The sequence below is a fragment of the Streptomyces sp. NBC_00258 genome (genome assembly GCF_036182465.1).
Classification (GTDB): domain Bacteria; phylum Actinomycetota; class Actinomycetes; order Streptomycetales; family Streptomycetaceae; genus Streptomyces.
In genome coordinates, this window is the sequence record NZ_CP108081.1 from 1,994,193 (window position 1) to 2,011,575 (window position 17,383).

Genomic DNA, 17,383 nt, shown 5'->3' on the forward strand with positions numbered 1-17,383 from the left:
GGATGCAGAAGTCGCGTACTCGACTTGAATCGTTTTACGTCCGCCGGAGACGGTAGGTCTGCACACCACGAGCGTCAAGGTTTCACGCAGGGAAGGCCGTTGGCCTGATACGCCTTCAGGAGATTGAATCGTTCAATTCTCGTTCGGCAACTGCGCGAAAGCCGTTCGGCGGGCGGCCGGTGAGGAGCTGGACGGTGCCGGTGGTGCGGTCCTCGGCGCCGTCGGCGATGGCACGGTCCAGGCCGGCCAGCAGCGTGGCGAACTCCAGCGGAATGAACGCCGCGAGACGGTCACGCAGTTGTTCATGGGTCAGCGGGCGGTGGACCACGGGTCGACCGGTGACCTCCATGACGATCGCGGCGATGTCGTCGTGACTGAGCGCCTCCGGACCGGTCAGGACCAGTTCGGCGTTGGGGGCGCGGTCGTCGGTGAGGGCACGGACGGCGACGGCGGCGATGTCGTCGGCGTCGACGAAGCCGACGCGGCCGGCGCCGGCCGCGGTCAGGATGGCGCCGTCCGCACGGATGCTTTCGGCGTGGGCGTGCGTTCCGGTGAAGTTCTGCATGAACCACGAGGGCCGCAGCACAGCCCACTCGTCGAAGAGGCCGGGCAGGGCCTGATGCACCATTCCCACCGCCGGGCCTCCCTCGGGTATGGCCGAGGAACTGAGGAACACCGCGCGGCGCACCCCGGCGGCGCGGGCCTGCCGCAGGAAGGGCAGCATGACCGAAGCCGGGTCGGAGTCGCCCGGGGGCGGGATGAGGTAGACGCGGTCGACTCCGTCGAGGGCGTCGGCGTGGGTCGCGGGGTCACCCCAGTCGAAACGGACCGGTTCCGTGCCCGGCACCGGGGTCGCACGACGAGTGGCGGCCTTCACGCGATGGCCGCCGGCGATCAGTTGCCCGGCGGTACGGCTGCCGGTGGTGCCACTGGCACCGATGACCAGAGTCACGCCGGTGATGCTCATCGGGTGCCGCTCGCGGTGAAGTCGACGCCGGGTTCCTGAACGGCGAGCGGGTTCCAGTAGTCGCGGTAGGAGGAGACGAGCCCGTCCTGGACTGTCACGACGGCGATGTAGGTCATGTCGAAGGGGCCGCCGGTCTCCACGATGCGGCCCACACCGCGCATCTCGACCACGATGACGCCGGGCTCGACGGTCTGGTGGATCCGAACATCGAGGAGGTCGTGCAGGTCGATGTGGTCGGGATAGTGGCGCATGTAGGCGGCGATGGCCTCCTTGCCCTCCAGCCGAGCGGGCCAGCCCGGGGGCGCGAAGGGAAATTCCAGGATGCCGTTCTCGGCCCACAGGCCGACCCAGGCGGGGATGTTCTTGTCCAGCAGCAGCCGCAGGCTGTGGCGGTACAGATCTGCGGGTGAGGTGTTCGCGGGCATGCGCTTCTCCGTCCAGTACGATACGGACCAGCGGTCCGCTTTGTTTGACGATACGGACCCGGGGTCCGCTTTGCAAATGGAGGAGCAGCATGACCGAGCGCAGACCACGCAAGGACGCAGCCCGTAACCGGGCTGCCGTACTCGCGGCCGCCGACGCGCTCTTCACCGAGTGCGAGAGCCCCGAGGACGTCACCATGGCCGACATCGCGGCGGCGGCCGGCGTGGGCAAGGGGACGCTCTTCCGGGCCTTCGGCGACCGCACCGGACTGATCCGGGCGCTGTACGCGGCGCGACTCGAACCGGTCAGGAGCGCCGTCGAGGAGGGTCAACCGCCGCTGGGGCCCGGCACTCCGGCGCTGGAGCGCGTGCCCGCCCTGCTCGACACCCTCCTGTGCTTCAAGCTCGACAACCGCCATCTCGCCCTGGCACTGGAGGCGACCGGCAGCGACAGCCCTTATCAGGCGGAGCACTACGAGCGATGGCACATCCTGGTCCGGTCCGCACTGGAGCAGGTTCCCGGCCTCACCAACGGCGACTTCACCGCCCACGCACTGCTCGCCACGATCCGGGCCGACCTCGTCGAGCACCTGGCCGGACAGAAGGGCGTGCCCCGGGAAGAGATGCGGAAGCAGTTGGCGCGCTTCATCGCCGAGGTCCTCGGGACGGGTCCTGACGCCGGACCGCGGTAGACGGTCGCGGTGATCTACCCGGGCGGAGGGCTTCGGAAGTCCGCCGCCCCGCGCGAGGGGCCCGCAGACAAGCGAGGAGCCGGCCGGGTTTCCCCGGCCGGCTCCTCGATACCGCGTTACTGCGCTACCGCGATGTGGCGCTGCCTCGTTCTGGCGCTACGGCGTCACGTCTGCCTGCTGTTGATACGGCGGAGCAGCACGAAGCCTGCGAGCAGGAGCATCGCTCCGGCCGCGGCCGGCCACAACTGCGTCCCCGTGTCGGCGAGTCCGCCCGAGGTCGCCTGCGGTTCGAGCACCGAGGCGCCCGACGGTTCGGGTCCCGGCACGGCGCCGCCGAGGTCGTTGTCGTCGCCGCCCGTCGCCGCGGCCGCGTCGCTCTGGACTGCCGACGGGGACGATTCGGCCTTCGGTACCGCTTCACCGTTGCCCTTGTCCTCACCGTCGGCGGGGTTGGGGGCCTGGGTGCTGTCGGCGGAGGGCTTCTGCGTGTTCTCAGCACCGCTGTCGGCGGGCTCGTCGTCCTGGTTGTTCCCACCGGACGGGGCGGTGGCCGTGGGCGACGGGGTGTTCTCGCCACCGTTGCCGTTGCCGTTGTCCGCTGGGTCGTCGTCCCCGTTGTTCCCGCCGGGCGGGTTCTCGGGCGTCGGCGACGGGGAGTTGCCCGGTTCCTCACCGGCGCCGCCACCCGCACCGTCGGCGGCGTCGCACTTCCGGCCTCCGTTGATGCAGTCCACCATCTCCCCCATCAGGTCCTCGTCGAAGACGTTGATGAAGTCGCCGTGGTCGGTGACCGGCTTGTGCAGCTGCTCCGGGAAGGAGTCGACCGCGAACAGCGGGGTGGTCCGGCCGCCGTCGTTCAGGCTGGGCGCGTCGACGTCGTACACGATCCGCTGGACGAGCTGCGGGATGGCCTTGAAGCCGTTCGCGCAGGTGCCGTTGGCGTCGGCGAAGGCCACGTGGGTGCGGTGGTTGGCGCTGTCGATGTTGTTGCCGTCCCAGCAGCTCTGGAACTTGAAGGTGCGGACCACGTCACTGCCCTGGGGACAGAGCGGGTACTTGTCCTTCAGCTGCCGGTCCTCGAACCCGGTGCAGCTCCAAGAAGCGTTGGCGTTGGCGGTGCCGTTGACGAACGCCTTGGCGTCACCGGTGATGATGCGCAGCAGCTTCGGCATCTCGGTGACCTTGCTCTGCGGGTTGCCCACGAAGGTCATGGTCACCTGCTTGGGCGTGACGATCTCACCGGCGTTGCCCTCGATGCCGCCGCCGGGAGAACCCGCGTCCTGCTCCTGGGCGCCGTTCTGCAGACGGATCACGGGCCAGAAGTACGAGGACTTGTCGCCCTTGTTCTCGCAGGACGTATCGCCGTTGGCCAGGTCCTGGTCGCTCGCGAATGCGTTGTTGGCCTGGTTGCCGACGTAGTCGTGGAAGTGGTGGGCGCCGTTGGTGACACCGGGGGCCACGATCACGTTGTCGGAGTTGAACAGGCCGTTCGCGTTCACACCGCAGGCGGTGCTGAACGTGCCGCGGGAGGCGTTGCCCTGCTTGCGCGCGCTCTGCACGTTGGGCTGGACCGTCTTGATGTCCACGAAGTCGGCGGCCACAGGTCCGTTGCCGGCCTGGCCGCCGTTGCCGCCCTGCTCGTCGCCCTGACCCTGACCGTTGTCCTGGCCTTCGCCCTGGTTCTGACCGTCCTGGCCCTGACCGTCCTGGTTGTCGCCGCCCTGCTGCTGGCCTTCGCCGCCCTGGTCGCCGTTCTGCCCGTCGCCACCCTGTTCGCCCTGGTTGCCCGAGGCGCGAAGTATGCAGGCCGCGAAGGATTCAAGCCCCTGAGGACGGTCTCCCACCCGGTCGACGGCTATCGCGATCCGCTCGATGGTCGCCGCTCGCTTCTCCTTGAGCGGGTTCATGATCGAGTTCTCGGCGAAGGCGCCGTCCTGCTGGATGGCCTGCGTCGACTGCTGCAACCGCTGGTAGGCCTCGGCGATCTGCTTGTCCAGGAGGGCGAGTTCCTTGTCGACCTCCACCTTCGCCTCGTCCGGCACCGCCGTCAGCTGGCTGCCCACGTCCGGGCAGTCGACCGTGGCGGCTCCCGAGGCCAGGACCTGACCGGCCTGGCTCTGACCACTCTCGGAGGCCGTCGCGTAGACGTTCGCCGCTACCAGCCCACCTCCCCCCAGCATCAGCGCGACCGCCCCAATGGTCGCGCGTCGTGCGCCTGTTGGGCGTCTGCGCGTGTTGCGTCCCAAGGATCTACTCCTACGCTTCTGTTGCCGGAGCCGGCATGGCAATCCCCCGCCCTATACGGAGGGGAGGCCCCGAGTGTTCAAACGTCCCGCGGATTCATAGAAACCTCTCATGAACCAGCCCACCCGAGGGCGCCGTACGGCTTCTTGCTCCTCGTCCGCGTACGCCCCCGTCGTCCGGCAGGTGTACGCGGCCGGACAATGTGACGGAGAGATACGGGCGCCTCCGAAGTGACGAGGACCTTACCCCAGAGAGCGGCGGCGAGCGCGCGTCGCGTCTGCGCCTCCTTCATCGCCGCGGAGCGGGCGCCGAACCGGAAACCCCTTGCGGCGCCCGGTAGACGGGCCTCCCGGGCACCGCGAAGGCATGTTGCCCATCAGGGCGCACCATCGCGTACGTACTGGTGGCGGCCTGGGTCCGGCAACAGCAGTTCGGTTACTGCAGGTAACCAGTGAGGGCCGGCCCGCCTTCGGTCACGGGCGTGGTACGCCGACGGTCACCAGCGCACGGGAAGTTCGCGGGCCCCCCTGACCAACAGTCCCGGCAGCCACGGCAGCTTGGTCTCGTCGGCGTCGAGTGCCAGGTCCGGGCAGCGTTCCAGGAGGGCGCGGATCGCGATGCGGCCCTCCAGCCGGGCCAGCGGGGCGCCCAGGCAGTGGTGGAGGCCGTGGCCGAAGGCGACGTGGCCGCGGGAGTCCCGGCGGATGTCGAACCGGTCGGCGTGCTGGAAGCGCTCCGGATCGCGGTCGGCGTCCGCCATGGTGATCAGGACCGTGGAACCCGCGGGGATGGTCACACCGCCCATCTCCACGTCCACCAGCGCCAGCCGGTCCATGCAGTTCTCCACCGGGCCGTCATAGCGGAGCATTTCCTCGATCGCTCCGTCGAGCAGACCGAAGTCGGCGCGCAGGTCCGCCAGTTGGCCGGGATGCGCGAACAGGGCCCGCATGCCGTTGCCGATCAGATTGACCGTGCTCTCGTGGCCTGCGATGAGCAACAGCACGCACATGCCGATGAGTTCGTCGGGCGAGAGCCGGTCACCGCCCTCGTCCACGGTGTGGATCATCGCGCTCAGCTGATCCTGGCCGGGCCTGTTCCGCTTGGCCGCGACGAGTTCGGCGAGGTACGCCGGCATCTCCTGGTAGGCGCGCGCCTCCGCCTCCGGACTCGTACGGGCGACCATCTCGTCGGACCAGCCGCGGAAGGCGTCCCGGTCGAGCTCGGGCACGCCGAGCAGTTCGCAGATGACGGTCATGGGCAGCGGAAAGGCGAAGGAGGCCACCAGATCCGCCCGCCGTTCCCCGCCCGCCAGCATCGCGTCCAGCAGCTCGTCGGCGACCTGCTGGATCCGAGGGGCCAGGGCGCCGATACGGCGCGGGGTGAACTCCCTTGTCACCAGCCGCCGCAGCCGGGTGTGGTCCGGCGGGTCCGACTTCAGCATGTGGGCGAGCGCCGACTGGCCCTGCGCGGGGTTGACTATCCGGCCGATGTTCCCGGACTTGCGCCAGTCCCGGCTGAGCCGGGGGTCGGTGAACGCGCCACGGCACGCGTCGTAGCCGACGACGAGCCACACCTCCTCGCCGTCGGTGTCGAGCACCCGGTGCACGGGCCCGGCCGCACGCAGTTCGGCGTAGACGGGATAGGGATCGCGGATGAAGTCCCCACCGAGTTGCCGCAGATCGACAACAGGCCCTGCTGACATGCTGTTTCCCCCTGATGATCGGTTGAAAAGCACGCTGACCGGGACTCGGCACAGGACCGACGGTTCTTTCGGCCAGGCGCGTCACGCGGTGTCGTACATGACATGCTGGGCCGCTGCCCGATCACTCACCCCGGGAAACCGTGAAGCCGAGTTCATGAGAACCGCCCGCGTCGTGACCGACGTCCTTCAGCCCCGCAATGTCCTGGTCGCCGGAATGACCGGGATCGGGGCGGCCGCCGCGGGTGACTGGACCGGCGTTCCGTGGGGCCTGCTCGGCGCCCTGTGCGCGGGGATCGTACCGGCCACGTACATCCAGTGGGAGCGCCGGCGCGGCACCTGGGGCGACCGGCACGTGGTGGACCGGACGCAGCGGGCTCCGATCTTCTTCGTGATCCTCGGCTCCCTCGGTCTCGGGACCCTGGTCATGCTCCTCGGCGGAGCGCCCACGGGGATCCTGGCCGCGATGCTCGGACTGTGGGGCACGACGGTCGCGCTGCTCGCCGTGAACACGGCGTGGAAGATCAGCGTGGACGCCGCCGTCTCGTCCGGGGTCGTCGCGATGCTCGCCGTCACGCACACCGTGTGGTGGCTCGCCGCCTACGTCCTCGTGGCCGGAGTGTGCTGGTCACGGGTCGCGCTCGGCTACCACTCCGCCGCGCAGACGGTGGCGGGCGCCTCGCTCGGCGCGAGCGGCGCCGCCGCGTTCCTCCTCGTCTAGGGCCCGTCCGGGGCTCCCCCGAACTCGTCTATGACTGCCGGAGCGGTTCGGCGGACGGTGGAAGGGGCGACTGGTAGCCGCCGCTGGCCAGCATCCGGACCTCGCCCGCCGGGCTGATCTCGGCGCGGAGAATGCCGGTGGGATCGCAGTAGACCGGGTTCCCGCCCGGTCCCAGGGTGTCGGTCCGTTCGACGACCACCTTGTCCGTGGTCGCGCCGATGCCCGATCCCTCATGGGTGAAGGTCAGCCGGTACCGGTCCGGGGTGCGCATGACGACCTCCCACGCTTTAGGAACAAATGCACATAAAAAGACCCCTGTCCATGATGCGGCGAGATCGCGCCGACGGCAGCATCGGACGACCCGGAATCATCGGCACCGGGCCGCGGCCACCTCGCGCCGCCCCTGCGGCCTGAGCCCTGCTGCCCCACGTACCTGAGCCGCTCCTTCCGCCATTGGTCTGGGCCACCCGACCCGGGCCGTCGCCCGTCCCGGACCGTGACCCTCTCGCCTCCTGGCGCCCGGCAGTGTAGACATGGGCTTATGGTCCGACTCTTGGGTCGATCCTGGGCTCGGTCGACCCCCCGCCTCAGCGGCCTGCGTGCGCGGCGCAGGCGTGACCGGCCTCGCCGAGCGCATGCTCGGCGGGCACGGCAGACGCCGCGCCATCCAGTCGATCCTCGGGGGGCCCACGACGGCGGGCACGGGACCGCGGCGGGGCTGCGGTCGGCGCTGGGCGGGCGCAGTGTCGCGGGCCAGGTGTTCGTCCTGCAGGTGGTGATCGTGCTGCTGCTGGTCGTGGCCGCGGTGGTGGCCCTGGTACTGCAGGTACGGCACGACAGCACCCAGGAGGCCACGAACCGTTCCCTGGCCGTCGCCGAGACGTTCGCCAACGCTCCCGGCACCCGCGAGGCCCTGAGCGCCTCCGACCCCACCGCGGTGCTTCAGCCACGGGCCGAGGCGAGCCGTGAGCAGTCCAAGGTGGACTTCATCGTGGTGATGAACACCGACGGAGTCCGCTACACCCACCCCAAGCCCGACCGGATCGGCAAGAAGTTCGTCGGGACCCTGGAACCGGCGCTGGAGGGCCGCTCCTTCACCGAGGAGATCACGGGAACCATCGGGCCGCTGGTGCAGGCCGTGGTTCCCGTCAAGGCGGACGACGGCAAGGTCGTGGGCCTGGTGTCGGCGGGCATCACGACCGAGAACGTCGGCGGTGTCGCGGACCGGCAGCTCCCGCTCCTCCTGACCGCCGCGGCCGCCGCGCTCGCCCTGGCCCTGGGCGGGACGGCACTGGTGAGCAGGCGGCTGCTGCACCAGACCCACGGACTGGGCCCGTTCGAGATGACCCGAATGTACGAGCACCACGACGCGGTGCTGCACGCGGTCCGGGAAGGCGTGATCATCGCCGGCGGCGAGGGGCGGCTGCTGCTCGCCAACGACGAGGCGCACCGGCTGCTGGATCTTCCCGCGGACGCCGAGGGACGGCATGTGCTCGAACTCGGCCTCGACACGGACACGGCCGCTCTGCTGGCCTCGGGGCGCGTCGCGACGGACGAGGTGCACCTGGTCGGCGACCGGCTACTGGCGATCAACCAGCGGCCCACGGACCTCAAGGGCGGCCCGGCCGGCAGCGTCGCGACACTCCGCGACTCGACCGAACTGCGTGCCCTGTCCGGCAAGGCCGAAGTGGCCCGGGAGCATCTCAAGCTCCTGTACGACGCCGGGGTGGGCATCGGTACGGGCCTGGACGTGACCCGTACCGCCGAGGAACTGGCCGAGGTCGCGGTACCGCGGTTCGCGGACTACGTCACCGTGGACCTGGCCGACGCCGTACTGAACGGCGAGGAGCCGGAAGCGGGCACCGATCTGCGCCGTACGGCGTTCAGCGGTATCCGCAAGGACGCTCCTCTCTATCCGGTGGGCGAGCGGATCAGGTTCGTCGCGTCCACGCCTCAGGCCCGCAGCATCGGCACCGGACAGGCCGTGGTCGAGCCCAGCCTCCGGGAGGCTCCGGGGTGGCTCGCTCAGGATCTGGAGCGCACAGCGCAGGTCGTGGAGTACGGGATCCACTCGCTGATCATCGTTCCGGTGCGGGTGGGACACCTGGTGATGGGCGTGGTGAACTTCTGGCGCTCGGAGAAGCCCGAGCCGTTCGACGAGGAGGAGTTGGCCCTCGCGGAGGAACTGGTCGCCCGTGCCGCGGTCTCCATCGACAACGCGCGCCGCTACACGCGCGAGCACAACATGGCCGTGACGCTGCAGCGCAGTCTGCTGCCGCGCAATCTGCCCGAGCAGAGCGCCCTGGACATCGCCTACCGCTACCTGCCCGCGCAGGCCGGGGTGGGCGGCGACTGGTTCGACGTACTGCCGCTGTCCGGCGCCCGGGTCGCGCTCGTCGTCGGCGATGTCGTCGGTCACGGGCTGCACGCCGCGGCGACGATGGGGCGGCTGCGGACCGCCGTGCACAACTTCTCCGCCCTCGACCTGCCGCCCGACGAACTGCTCGGGCTCCTCGACGAGTTGGTCGGCCGCATCGACCAGGACGAGGCAGCGTCGGACAGCAGTGCCGCGATCACCGGAGCCACCTGTCTCTACGCCGTCTACGACCCTGCGTCCCGGCAGTGCAGCGTCGCCCGGGCGGGCCATCCACCGCCGGCCGTCGTCAGCCCCGACGGCAGCGTGGAGTTCCCCGAGGTGCCCGCCGGTCCCCCGCTCGGTCTTGGCGGACTCCCGTTCGAGACTGCCGAACTCAAGCTGGAGGAGGGCAGCCGTCTGGTTCTCTACACGGACGGTCTCGTCGAGGACCGGGAGCGGGACATCGACGTCGGCCTTGAGATGCTGCGCACCGCGCTGGCCGGGGCAAACCGGTCGCCGGAGGACACCTGCCAGGGCGTTCTCAACGCCCTCCTGCCCGACCGGCCCAGCGACGACATCGCCCTGATCGTCGCCGGCACCCGTGCCCTCGGAGCCGACCGCATCGCCCAGTGGCAGGTGCCGTCCGACCCGGCGGCCGTCGGCGAGGTGCGCGCGTCGGTCACCCGGCAGCTGACGGAGTGGGGGCTGGACGACCTGGCGTTCGCCACCGAGCTGATGCTCAGCGAGCTGGTCACCAACGCGATCCGGTACGGCAGTGGCCCCATCCAGGTCCGTATGCTGCACGACCGCAGCCTGATCTGCGAGGTCTTCGACGGGAGCAACACCTCACCGCACCTGCGGTACGCGGCCAGCACGGACGAGGGGGGACGCGGCCTGTTCCTCGTCGCCCAGCTCGCCGAACGCTGGGGTACCCGCTACACCCCCGCCGGCAAGGTCATCTGGACCGAACAGCCGCTGCCCTGAGGCTCAGCCGCGCGACGGAGGATCCTCGCGGGGCTCGGAGGCATCCGAAGCCCGTTCGCCCGCGCTCGCGTCACCCGGGCTCTCCGGTACACCCTCGGCCTCCGGGACGTCTCCGGCCGGCACGGGCGCCATGGCTCCGTTTCCCTGGAGACGCACCAGGTCGTCCGGCCGTACCTGAATCACGATCAGGGCGATCAGGGCGGCCACGACGGCGATGATCGCCGCCACGATGAACGCGCCCGAAATGCCCGAGGTCAGCACCTGGTCGCTCCAGGGCGGCGGGAGTTCCCCGGTTCTGCGGAACTCCAGGCGCTGGGCCGGGGTCGCCTCCGCCATGAAGTCGCTGACCTGATCGGTGGCCTCGTTGCGGCTGGCCGTACCGAAGACGGTCACCAGCACCGACAGACCGAGCGAACCGCCCACCTGCTGGGTGGCGTTGAGGATCCCGGAGGCCGCTCCCGCGTCCTGCGACTCCACTCCCGAGACCGCCATCAGCGTCAGGGACACGAAGTTGAGACCCATACCGAAGCCGAAGACCAGCATGGGGCCGAGGATGCTGCCCGCGTACGTGCTGTCGACCCCGGTCAGGGTCAGCCAGCCGAGCCCGATGGCGGACAGGACCGCGCCCACCGTCATGAACGGCTTGGGCCCCCACTTGGGCAGCAGTTGTGAGGCGAATCCCGCGCCGATGGCGATGATCGCGCTCACCGGCAGGAAGGCGAGACCGGCCTCCAGCGGGCTGAAGCCCAGGATGTTCTGCACGAAGAGCGTCAGGAAGAAGAACATGCCGAACATCGCCGCGGCCAGGCTCAGCATGATCGCGTAGACGCCTGCCCGGTTGCGGTCGCGGAACATCCACAGGGGCGTGATGGGCTGTCTCGACCGGCGCTCGACGGTGATGAACGCGGCGAGGAGGACGACGGCCGCCGCGAAGGCCGCGAGGGTCAGTCCGTCGCTCCAGCCGTCCTCCGAGGCACGGATGAATCCGTAGACGAGCATCACCATGCCGACGGTGGAGGTGAGCGCGCCGAGGATGTCGAAGTGGCCCGGATGGCGCTCGGACTCCCGGATGTAGCGGGGCGTCGCCAGCACGATCAGCAGGCCGATGGGCACGTTGACGAAGAGGACCCAGCGCCAGTCGAGCCACTCCACGAGCAGTCCGCCCGCCAGCAGGCCGATCGCGCTGCCACCGGCCGAGACCGCGGCGAACACGCCGAACGCCCTGTTCCGCTCGGGCCCTTCCTCGAACGTCGTGGTGATCAGGGAGAGGGCCGTCGGGGACGCGATGGCACCGCCGACGCCCTGCAGCGAGCGCGCCGCGAGCAACTGCCAGGATTCCTGGGAGAGTCCGCCGAGCAGAGAGGCGAGTACGAAGAGCAGGACGCCGAACATGAAGACCCGGCGACGGCCGAGGATGTCGCCCAACCGCCCGCCGAGCAGGAGCAGACCGCCGAAGGTCAGCGTGTAGGCGTTGATCACCCAGGACAGGTTCTCGGTCGAGAAGCCGAGCGAGCTCTGGATGTGCGGAAGCGCGATGTTCACGATGGTGATGTCGAGGACCACCATCAGCTGGCAGGAGGCGATGACGAGTAGTGCGATCCCTCTGCCTCGGCCCCGCTCCGGGGACTTGGCAGTTTCCGAGGGTGTCGTCCGAGCGCCCGTCATGGCATTTGTCCTGCGTGTACGACGACGTGAAGGTCGACGTTCGCTGTACCGACGGTAGTCCTGAGCGCCGGGCCCCACCAGTCGATCTTGCCGTGGTCCGAGTGGCGCCGGCGCCACTCGTCACTCGTCGGCGGTGGAACCCTGCTCGGAGACGGATGCCGACTGCAGCTGCTGAGATCTGGTGTCGCGCTCGGCGTCGTGCTGCGCAAGTACGGAGAGCAGACCCGCGACCGACAGCCCGGCGTCGGCCGGGTGACGCAGGCCGGTCCCCGGCTCGATGTGGTACTCGTTCGTGCGCCCCTGCCTGGTGTGGGTGAGATAACCACCCTGCTCCAGATCGGCGATGATCTTCTGCACCGCGCGCTCCGTGAGCCGGCAGCGCGCGGCGATGTCCCGGATACGGGTGTTCTGGTCATCCGCGATGGCAGCCAGTACGCGGGCGTGGTTGGTGAGGAACGTCCAGCCGGAATGTGTCTCAGGTACTCCACCCATGCGCCACAGCATAAGACCTACCATTCACGCATTCAAAAGGACGAAAGAATTTTCATGTATCACTTGACGTGTGACGCTCGGAAGCCGAGCCTGGGGGAGGTAGAGACGGCCGAATGCCTCAGGAGCGGCTGCCATGCGAGACACTGCACCTTCCGCGCAGTTCGAGAGCGGGTACGAGCCCGTCTGCGCGGCATCGGTCATCGCGGCGAGGGGGCGTCCGCCGTCGTCCCTGAAGATCGAGGCACACCAGGCCGGTGCGCGAACGGCCGTCGTGATCGCCGGCGACATCGACCTCGACGGCGAACAACTGCTGGAGCATATGCTGCGCCGAGCCCTCGCCGAGTCGGTCACCGGCGTGGATCTCGATCTGAGCGGAGTCGGGTTCTGCGACTGCTCCGGTCTCAACGTCCTGCTGCGCCTGCGTCGGCGTGCACTGAAGGAGGCCAGGACGGTCGTGATCCAGGCTGCCGACCCGGCGGTCGAGCGACTGCTCGCCGTCACTGAGACGTCGTCACTGTTCGCGCCCGCGTTCACACCCGGATACGCGCCCACAGGTGACGCCGCTGGGGCCGCGGCCCTTCCCGGCCAGGACACGCGCCCCGGTCGGACACACCGCCCTACGGAGGAGGACGCGTTGCCCGGCGATGCCGAGCGGGACCTGCGCACGGAAGTCGTCCAGCTCAAGCGCGCCATGCAGACCCGGCCGGTGATCGACCTGGCCCGCGGAGTCCTGATGGCCTCCTTCGGCCTGAGCCCGGAGAACGCCTGGAACGTCCTGGTGGCGGTCTCCCAGAACACCAACACCAAGCTGCACCACCTGGCCCAGGACATGGTGGGCGCCGTCCAGGGTGGGCCCCTCCCCGAATCACTGCAACTACAACTGGCAGCGGCGGTCGCCGAACTGGCCGCTCCCCCACCCACCGACAGGACCGATGCCGGCCACATCGCCGCCGACCACTCCGAGGACAAGGAGCGCACCCCTGAACCAGAGCCGTGAACGGCGATGACGCGGGCCGCACCCTTGGGCCTGCTCCACCCCGACTGCCGGGCTGCGTCAGTCCGTTGACCGCGTCAGCGGCCCTCGTCCCGACCGTGCATCTCAGCTCTCGTCGAGATGCTCCGTGGATGCCGGTTCCCGGTGCAGCGCCTGCGTCACCTCTCGTTGGTAGTCGGTGTAGGCGGCGCGCAGGGGCGGTGCCGGCCAGGGCGTGGGGAGGAGTTCGCCGGGGAGGACGGGGTCGGTGACCAGGTGGCGGACTATGGCCGCGAAGGTGGCGAAGCGGTCGGCCGGGTGGGTCGGCCGGGCCACGCGGGCCAGTAGCGCGCCCGCGGTGCGGGCCCAGTCGTCGAGCGGCCACAGGGTCGCGGCCAGGGCTCGGTCGGGCTGTTCGGGGCGTGCGGTGAAGCGCTGGGTGAACTCCGTGAGGTGGGTCGGCCAGGGGCGTCGCAGGTTGTCCGGCCGGAGCCAGACGCCCTCCCGCAGTTCCGCCAGTCGCAGGCGGGACAACTCGGCGCGCAGTTCGGCCCGTTCGGCGGGGCCGCGGCCGGTCGCGGTGACGACGACGGTTTCCCACGAACCGTCCCAGGCCCTGGTTCTCGGGTGGACCGCGTCGTCCTGGCGGCGCTGTCGCTCCAGGAGCCGTTCGCTGAGCCGGTAGACCCCGTCGGCTCGGTCCAGGTCGCCCGCCGTCACCATCCGGCTGAGCGCGGCCCGCAGCGTGGAGCCGGCGATGCCGAAGGGTTCGACGCTGCGAACCAGGTCCCGCACCGGAAGCTCCGGCGGATGCACGCCGAGCAGAAGGCTCAGGACGACCGACCGCGCGGACAGTGGGCGCAGTTCGACGTCGGCCGCCGACTGAGTGTCGTTCATCCCCGTGGACCGCATGGATCGCATGGATCGCATTGTGCCCGGTCAGGCGCGGCGGGACGCGGGCGCGGCCGTGCCAGGTTCGCGTCCGGTGCTGCCGGCGTGGGCGGAGAGCGCACTCCAGAAGCGTCGTGTTACGTCATTGCTGCAGCCGCAGAAATAGTGCAACACTGGCCGCATGGTCCCGATACTCGCGCCAGAGCAGTCCGCCACGCACGACGTCACCAACCAGGCCCCACCCCTCACTCCGTACGACGCCTCCGACGACACGGCCCTGCTGGAGGGGCTGCGCCGGGAGGGCGCCGACTGGGCCGAGGAGGACGTTCGGCGTCTGGGTCGTGTGGCCGGCGGCGAAGAGGCCCAGCTGTGGGGCGAGCAGGCCAACCGCCACGAGCCGGAGCTGCGTACGCACGACCGCTACGGCAACCGGATCGACGAGGTCGACTTCCACCCGAGCTGGCACCGGCTGATGGGCGTGGCGGTGGCCGAGGGCCTGGCCGCCTCACCCTGGGCGGACGACAGGTCCGGCGCCCACGTCGCCCGTACCGCCGGCGGCCTGGTGTGGGGTCACACCGATGCCGGACACGGCTGCCCCACCTCGATGACGTACGCGGCCGTACCCGCTCTGCGGCGGCAGCCCGAGCTGGCCGCGGTCTACGAACCCCTGCTGGTCAGCCGGGTCTACGACCCGGGTCTGCGCGTCCCGGCCGAGAAACGCGGGCTGCTGGCGGGCATGGGGATGACGGAGAAGCAGGGCGGCTCGGACGTCCGTACCAACACGACGGTGGCCGCGCCGACGGCCGAGCCGGGCGTGTTCACGCTGCGCGGCCACAAGTGGTTCACGTCGGCGCCGATGTGCGACGTGTTCCTGGTCCTCGCCCAGGCGCCCGGCGGCCTGTCCTGCTTCCTCGTGCCGCGGATCCTGCCGGACGGCACCCGGAACACGTTCCGTATCCAGCGGCTGAAGGACAAGCTCGGCAACCGTTCCAACGCCTCCTCGGAGCCGGAGTTCGAGAACACCGTCGCCTGGCTGGTCGGCCCCGAGGGCCAGGGCGTGAAGACGATCATCGAGATGGTCAACTGCACGCGTCTGGACTGCGTGATGATGAGCGCGACGCTCATGCGCAAGACCCTCGTGGAGGCGGGCCACCACACGAAGCACCGCGGCGCCTTCGGGGCACTGCTGATCGACCAGCCCCTCATGCGCAACGTACTGGCCGATCTGGCACTGGAGTCCGAGGCCGCCACGACGCTCACCCTGCGGCTCGCGGGTGCCGCCGACCGTGCGATCCGCGGTGACGCGCAGGAGACGGCGTTCCGCAGGATCGCCACCGCCGTCGGCAAGTACTGGGTGACCAAGCGCGGCCCGGCGTTCACCGCCGAAGCCCTGGAGTGCCTGGGCGGCAACGGGTACGTGGAGGAGTCGGGCATGCCACGCCACTACCGCGAGGCACCCCTGCTCTCCATCTGGGAGGGGTCGGGCAACGTCAACGCCCTCGACGTGCTGCGTGCCCTCGGCCGGGCACCCGACACCGCCGAGGCCCTGTTCGCCGAACTCGCCCTGGCGCACGGGGCCGACGCCCGGCTCGACGCGGCCGTGCTCCGGCTCAGGGACCAACTGTCGGACCTGGCAGGCGTCGAGACCGGCGCCCGTCGTCTGGTGGAGCTGATGGCGCTGGCACTGCAGGGCTCGCTCCTGGTCCGCCACGCCCCGGCCGCCGTCGCCGACGCCTTCTGCGCCACCCGGCTCGGCGGCGACTGGGGGCACGCTTTCGGCACGCTCCCCGCCTCCGCCGACCTGGACGCGATCCTCAACCGCGCCCTGCCGGAGGCCGGTTGACCCTGCCCGGCAGAACGGACGCCTACGTCCGAGGGGTCCCCGCGGCGTCGACGGGAACCTTCTCGGCGCCGATCCGCCGAATGCGTTCGGTGCCCCACGCTCCGAGGGAGGCCAGCGCGGCGTTGAGTGAAACGCCGTGCTCCGTCAGGGAGTACTCGACCTTCGGCGGCACCTCTCGGTACACCTCACGATGGACGAGCCCGTCTTCTTCCATCTCCCGCAGATGCTGAATCAGCATCTTCTCGCTGACGCCCGGCAGTCCGCGGCGCAGCTCGGCGAACCGGCGGACCCCGTAGTGGTCCAGCTCCCAAAGGATCAGCGACTTCCACTTGCCGGCCACCACGTCCATGGCCGCGTCGATGCCGCAGAAATAGGGACCTCGTCGTGCCGACGTCGCCATCCGTCCCCCAAGACCCAAGATCCAAGGGGTACTTACCAACAGGTGAGTACCCGACTAATTAGTCCGTACTGGTCAACCCTACCGGCCCCGGAGAGGATCGAACCGAACCACAAACACGAGGGGAAACGCCGGAAATGACGACCGACAACAGCGTCCAGGTGAGTGTTCTCGGACTGGGCGCGATGGGGACCGCTCTCGCGGGTGCACTGGTGAAGGCCGGATACACGACCACATGCTGGAACCGCTCTCCGGGGAAGGCGGACCAACTCGTCGCACAGGGCGCGGAGGTGGCCGCCACGGCCCGGGACGCGGTCCGGGCGGGCCGACTGGTGGTCGTGTGTCTGTTGGACCACGCGTCGGTCCATGAGGTGCTCGATCCGCTCTCCGACGAGCTGGCCGGGCGAACCCTGGTCAACGTGACCACGACGTCCCCGGCGCAGTCACGGGAGTTGGCGGACTGGGCCGCCGAAGCAGGGGTCGCGTATCTGGACGGCGGCGTCATGGCCGTGCCGGACATGATCGGCCGGCCCGGGTCATCGATCCTCTACAGCGGATCGGCCGAGGTCTTCGACGAGTACAGGCCGCTGCTCGAACTGTGGGGTGCCAGTACCTACTTCGGTGAGGACGCCGGGCTGGCGTCCCTGTACGACCTCGCCCTGCTCGCGGGCATGTACGTCATGTTCGCCGGATTCGCGCACGGCGCCGCCATGGTCGCGCCGGCCGGTGTGACAGCGCGCGAGTTCGCCGCCCTGGCCACGCCGTGGCTGGCCGCCATGACCGGTGCCTTCGAAGGATTCGCCGCTGTCGTCGACGGCGGGGACTACACCGTCGCCGGACAGCAGAGCCTCGAGTTCTCCAGCCTCGACCATCTCCTGGCCGCCAGTTCCGACCAGGGCATCAGCACCGAGGTCGTCGGCATGGTCCAGCGGCTCATCCGACGCCAGATCGACGCAGGCCACGGAGAGGAGAGCTTCGCGCGCATCATCGAGAGCATCCGGCAACCGGGCTGAGGAGGGCGGGGCGCCAGGAGCCCG

General features: G+C 69.9%; 15 protein-coding genes. 6 read left to right on the top strand and 9 right to left on the bottom strand.

The features are described from left to right. Positions 1 to 115: 115 nt before the first annotated feature. Both OG718_RS09250 and OG718_RS09255 read right to left on the bottom strand, forming a co-directional pair. Positions 116 to 967 (bottom strand): NmrA family NAD(P)-binding protein, encoded by an 852-nt coding sequence (locus OG718_RS09250; protein ID WP_328843867.1) that lies wholly within the window; start codon positions 965 to 967, stop codon positions 116 to 118. Beyond that, positions 964 to 1,392, bottom strand: coding sequence for a nuclear transport factor 2 family protein (locus tag OG718_RS09255; RefSeq protein ID WP_328843868.1), 429 nt, complete (start codon positions 1,390 to 1,392; stop codon positions 964 to 966). The genes OG718_RS09250 and OG718_RS09255 overlap by 4 nt, the downstream gene beginning before the upstream one ends. An 89-nt stretch (positions 1,393 to 1,481) precedes the next feature. Between OG718_RS09255 and OG718_RS09260 the strand changes: the two genes are divergently transcribed. Continuing rightward, on the top strand, positions 1,482 to 2,081 hold the full coding sequence (locus OG718_RS09260; RefSeq protein WP_143641237.1) for a TetR/AcrR family transcriptional regulator: 600 nt from the start codon (positions 1,482 to 1,484) through the stop codon (positions 2,079 to 2,081). 164 nt (positions 2,082 to 2,245) lie between these two features. Here OG718_RS09260 and OG718_RS09265 read toward each other — a convergent pair whose 3' ends face one another. Then, a complete protein-coding gene (locus tag OG718_RS09265; RefSeq protein ID WP_328847716.1) occupies positions 2,246 to 4,261 on the bottom strand; it encodes a DUF1996 domain-containing protein in 2,016 nt (671 codons plus the stop codon). Positions 4,262 to 4,821: 560 nt separating this feature from the next. Beyond that, entirely contained in the window at positions 4,822 to 6,027 is a 1,206-nt protein-coding gene (locus OG718_RS09270; protein WP_328843869.1) for a cytochrome P450 family protein, read from the bottom strand. A 154-nt stretch (positions 6,028 to 6,181) separates the two neighbouring features. On the opposite strand from OG718_RS09270, the gene OG718_RS09275 reads away from it, so the two are divergent. After that, on the top strand, positions 6,182 to 6,745 hold the full coding sequence (locus OG718_RS09275) for a hypothetical protein (RefSeq protein ID WP_328843870.1): 564 nt from the start codon (positions 6,182 to 6,184) through the stop codon (positions 6,743 to 6,745). Positions 6,746 to 6,773: 28 nt separating this feature from the next. Here OG718_RS09275 and OG718_RS09280 read toward each other — a convergent pair whose 3' ends face one another. After that, positions 6,774 to 7,016 carry a DUF6296 family protein gene (locus OG718_RS09280; RefSeq protein WP_143641234.1) on the bottom strand — a complete coding sequence of 81 codons (243 nt, stop codon included), beginning with the start codon at positions 7,014 to 7,016 and terminating at the stop codon, positions 6,774 to 6,776. A 270-nt stretch (positions 7,017 to 7,286) separates the two neighbouring features. Between OG718_RS09280 and OG718_RS09285 the strand changes: the two genes are divergently transcribed. Then, entirely contained in the window at positions 7,287 to 10,085 is a 2,799-nt protein-coding gene (locus OG718_RS09285) for a SpoIIE family protein phosphatase (protein WP_328843871.1), read from the top strand. Between the two features lie 3 nt (positions 10,086 to 10,088). Here the strand turns inward: OG718_RS09285 and OG718_RS09290 are convergent, their stop codons facing one another. Further along, positions 10,089 to 11,750 carry an MFS transporter gene (locus tag OG718_RS09290; RefSeq protein ID WP_143641232.1) on the bottom strand — a complete coding sequence of 554 codons (1,662 nt, stop codon included), beginning with the start codon at positions 11,748 to 11,750 and terminating at the stop codon, positions 10,089 to 10,091. A gap of 120 nt (positions 11,751 to 11,870) precedes the next feature. Continuing rightward, positions 11,871 to 12,242 (bottom strand): helix-turn-helix transcriptional regulator, encoded by a 372-nt coding sequence (locus OG718_RS09295; protein ID WP_143641231.1) that lies wholly within the window; start codon positions 12,240 to 12,242, stop codon positions 11,871 to 11,873. A gap of 133 nt (positions 12,243 to 12,375) precedes the next feature. On the opposite strand from OG718_RS09295, the gene OG718_RS09300 reads away from it, so the two are divergent. Continuing rightward, positions 12,376 to 13,239, top strand: coding sequence for an ANTAR domain-containing protein (locus OG718_RS09300; protein ID WP_143641230.1), 864 nt, complete (start codon positions 12,376 to 12,378; stop codon positions 13,237 to 13,239). 102 nt (positions 13,240 to 13,341) lie between these two features. Here OG718_RS09300 and OG718_RS09305 read toward each other — a convergent pair whose 3' ends face one another. Continuing rightward, complete coding sequence (locus OG718_RS09305) at positions 13,342 to 14,136, bottom strand: PaaX family transcriptional regulator C-terminal domain-containing protein (protein ID WP_328843872.1); 795 nt, start codon at positions 14,134 to 14,136, stop codon at positions 13,342 to 13,344. A gap of 151 nt (positions 14,137 to 14,287) precedes the next feature. Between OG718_RS09305 and OG718_RS09310 the strand changes: the two genes are divergently transcribed. Beyond that, a complete protein-coding gene (locus OG718_RS09310) occupies positions 14,288 to 15,949 on the top strand; it encodes an acyl-CoA dehydrogenase family protein (RefSeq protein ID WP_143641229.1) in 1,662 nt (553 codons plus the stop codon). 22 nt (positions 15,950 to 15,971) lie between these two features. Here the strand turns inward: OG718_RS09310 and OG718_RS09315 are convergent, their stop codons facing one another. After that, positions 15,972 to 16,349, bottom strand: coding sequence for a winged helix-turn-helix transcriptional regulator (locus tag OG718_RS09315; protein ID WP_143641228.1), 378 nt, complete (start codon positions 16,347 to 16,349; stop codon positions 15,972 to 15,974). Between the two features lie 134 nt (positions 16,350 to 16,483). On the opposite strand from OG718_RS09315, the gene OG718_RS09320 reads away from it, so the two are divergent. Next, on the top strand, positions 16,484 to 17,359 hold the full coding sequence (locus tag OG718_RS09320) for an NAD(P)-dependent oxidoreductase (RefSeq protein ID WP_143641227.1): 876 nt from the start codon (positions 16,484 to 16,486) through the stop codon (positions 17,357 to 17,359). The last annotated feature ends 24 nt before the right edge of the window (positions 17,360 to 17,383 follow it).

Excerpts from the sequence above, each read along its gene's own strand:
- OG718_RS09280 (WP_143641234.1), bottom strand. The coding sequence starts at position 7,016 with ATGCGCACCCCGGACCGGTACCGGCTGACCTTCACCCATGAGGGATCG.
- OG718_RS09315 (WP_143641228.1), bottom strand. The coding sequence starts at position 16,349 with ATGGCGACGTCGGCACGACGAGGTCCCTATTTCTGCGGCATCGACGCG.
- OG718_RS09305 (WP_328843872.1), bottom strand. The coding sequence starts at position 14,136 with ATGCGATCCATGCGGTCCACGGGGATGAACGACACTCAGTCGGCGGCC.
- OG718_RS09250 (WP_328843867.1), bottom strand. The coding sequence starts at position 967 with ATGAGCATCACCGGCGTGACTCTGGTCATCGGTGCCAGTGGCACCACC.
- OG718_RS09255 (WP_328843868.1), bottom strand. The coding sequence starts at position 1,392 with ATGCCCGCGAACACCTCACCCGCAGATCTGTACCGCCACAGCCTGCGG.
- OG718_RS09285 (WP_328843871.1), top strand. The coding sequence starts at position 7,287 with ATGGTCCGACTCTTGGGTCGATCCTGGGCTCGGTCGACCCCCCGCCTC.
- OG718_RS09260 (WP_143641237.1), top strand. The coding sequence starts at position 1,482 with ATGACCGAGCGCAGACCACGCAAGGACGCAGCCCGTAACCGGGCTGCC.
- OG718_RS09270 (WP_328843869.1), bottom strand. The coding sequence starts at position 6,027 with ATGTCAGCAGGGCCTGTTGTCGATCTGCGGCAACTCGGTGGGGACTTC.
- OG718_RS09275 (WP_328843870.1), top strand. The coding sequence starts at position 6,182 with ATGAGAACCGCCCGCGTCGTGACCGACGTCCTTCAGCCCCGCAATGTC.
- OG718_RS09310 (WP_143641229.1), top strand. The coding sequence starts at position 14,288 with ATGGTCCCGATACTCGCGCCAGAGCAGTCCGCCACGCACGACGTCACC.
- OG718_RS09320 (WP_143641227.1), top strand. The coding sequence starts at position 16,484 with ATGACGACCGACAACAGCGTCCAGGTGAGTGTTCTCGGACTGGGCGCG.
- OG718_RS09300 (WP_143641230.1), top strand. The coding sequence starts at position 12,376 with ATGCGAGACACTGCACCTTCCGCGCAGTTCGAGAGCGGGTACGAGCCC.
- OG718_RS09290 (WP_143641232.1), bottom strand. The coding sequence starts at position 11,750 with ATGACGGGCGCTCGGACGACACCCTCGGAAACTGCCAAGTCCCCGGAG.
- OG718_RS09295 (WP_143641231.1), bottom strand. The coding sequence starts at position 12,242 with ATGGGTGGAGTACCTGAGACACATTCCGGCTGGACGTTCCTCACCAAC.
- OG718_RS09265 (WP_328847716.1), bottom strand. The coding sequence starts at position 4,261 with ATGCTGGGGGGAGGTGGGCTGGTAGCGGCGAACGTCTACGCGACGGCC.